The 724-nt window shown below is 76.9% G+C and carries 1 protein-coding gene; it reads left to right on the top strand.

Annotated elements, in window-relative coordinates; genetic code table 11:
- Positions 1-724, top strand: a 724-nt coding sequence (locus ACSNOC_RS27835; protein WP_436750345.1) for a ketoacyl-synthetase C-terminal extension domain-containing protein, incomplete at both ends; no start/stop codon positions are given.

The raw sequence follows: 724 nt of genomic DNA, 5'->3' as shown, positions 1-724 counted from the left end.
GTCATCGCCCAGGCGCTGGCCGACGCCCGCCTCGAACCGCACGATGTCGACGCGGTCGAGGGCCACGGCACCGGCACCACCCTCGGCGACCCGATCGAGATCGACGCCCTCCACACCGCCTACGGCCGCCACCGCAGGCCCGGCCAACCCCCGCTCCATCTCGGCTCGCTGAAGTCGAACCTGGGGCACACGCAGGCGGCGGCGGGCATCGGCGGGCTGATCAAGATGGTGCTGGCGCTCCGGCACGAGACCCTGCCCGCCACCCTCCACATCGACCGGCCGACGCCCAACGCCGACTGGCCCGGCACCATCAGCCTCCTCACCGGGCCACGCCCCTGGCCGCGCACGCCCGGGCACCAACGCCGCGCCGCGGTCTCCGCGTTCGGCATCAGCGGCACCAACGCCCATGTGGTGATCGAGGAGGCGACGGAGGCGACGGACGGGGAGGCGACGGACGGGGGCGGCGACGCCCCGGCCGGTCCGGTGGCCTGGCCGCTGTCCGCCGCGTCCGAGGCGGCCCTGCGCGACCAGGCCCGCCGCCTCCACACCCACCTCACCGCTCACCACCCCGACGCGGCACCCGCCGACATCGCCGCCGCCCTCGCCCACACCCGCGCCCGGCTCCCCCACCGGGCCGCCGTCACCGGCACCACCCCCACCGAACTCCTCACCGCACTCGACGCACTGGCGCGCGGCGAACTCCCGCACGGCGCCGCCACCGGCC

It is taken from the genome of Streptomyces sp. URMC 129, assembly GCF_051386415.1.
GTDB lineage: Bacteria > Actinomycetota > Actinomycetes > Streptomycetales > Streptomycetaceae > Streptomyces.
The sequence above is the reverse complement of the archived record's forward strand: the minus strand, read 5'-3'. Positions and strand labels throughout refer to the sequence as shown.